The 1,362-nt window shown below is 39.2% G+C and carries 1 pseudogene; it reads right to left on the bottom strand.

From position 1 onward, the window contains the following. Positions 1–256: 256 nt before the first annotated feature. Positions 257–947 (bottom strand): annotated as a pseudogene (locus A3842_RS33885) (transposase); the annotation flags it as partial. Between the last annotated feature and the right edge of the window lie 415 nt (positions 948–1,362).

The raw sequence follows: 1,362 nt of genomic DNA on the forward strand, positions 1-1,362 counted from the left end.
CATATATAGAGTAATGCAAGTAACTATTCTTTTCTTCTGGAATTACTCCTTTAACTCCCTGCATGCGATCCGATTCGTTTTTTTCTAACATAATGATATTTTTAAATGTATTTCGATTAGAAACGTAATAATTATTTTTCAAAGGTACGTTCAAAACTTGAAGATTAGCAGCATAGTTCGATTGGATATCGGTTAAAAATTCATATCAATAAAAACCTTTTGAAAATGTCCATCTTTGATAGAATTATCTATTTTAGCCGTGAATGTGAAAGCGATCTACAATTCGAGTCGCATCTGGAAACCCTTCGCTGATCCTTGTGTGGTACATCTGAGCCAAATCCATGACCACGGCTTTGGGCTTCAGCGCAAGAAAGTCAGGGTGCGAACGAGCATAAGCACGCAGATCCTCCAGTTTACGCCCAGCCAGCACATCGAGCAGAGTTTCACCTCGAAGATTGTGAATGCCGGTATTGTACGTATGTCCTTTTTTGATCGCAAAGTCATCGACCCCAAGTACCAAGCCTGAATGATCTAGAGCTTCACTCCAAGTTTGCTTGGAAAGGCGTTCACTTTTTTTGCTGGAAGGGCTTCCTGGTGCATCCGCTGTACCGTACTTGCAGGCGCTTCTTGCATTCTTGCACTATGAGCCGCTGTAGAGCCCAATGCTTGTTCTACGGTTTGCAATGAAAAAGATAGCTGTACCGTTGTTTGGGACCCACAAATTCGTAGATCCAAACAAAGCCGATTTGGCAATGGGAACAAAACAAACGAAGTGAAGGTACCACTAGATAGCATCTTTTGCCTAAGAGATTCAGATGCCGAATCTTACGCGGCTCATTGCGACCGTTGCGTTTCACTTCTTGTTCTGTTTGGCACAGGGGACAGGGTTGCTTGTAAGCAACCGGCTCAGCCTCCAGATGAACCTCTTCTGCATTAATGATTCACATTTTATGAAGTTGTAGTTCTGGTAATCAGAGCAGCTCATTGATATACTGAAGTGGCATCTGTCATATCCTTTTGTTGTTTGGTCGGACTTACAACAATACCGGATTTACAGATGTTTTTTCAGTTTTAACCTCGCTTTAGTTCTCAACCACTAATTTCGGTTTTGAGCTCTATAAATAAGATGAAAATTGAGAAACACTAAAATACCCATTAATATAGTGAATTTCAAGATACTTAGTCCAACAATACTAAAAATTAATCCTAAAGAATGTGGATACAATCCGTATTGATTTAGCTAACCTATTAATAGAATATCACCCAAATGTACCATTACCATGGAATGAAAAGTTGCATTAAAATAACTTTTGAATATTCCACTATCATCAAATGAATATACTGAATAGATACTACTAACTG

Source organism: Paenibacillus sp. P3E, from assembly GCF_001909045.1.
Classification (GTDB): Bacteria; Bacillota; Bacilli; order Paenibacillales; family Paenibacillaceae; genus Paenibacillus_AQ; species Paenibacillus_AQ helianthi.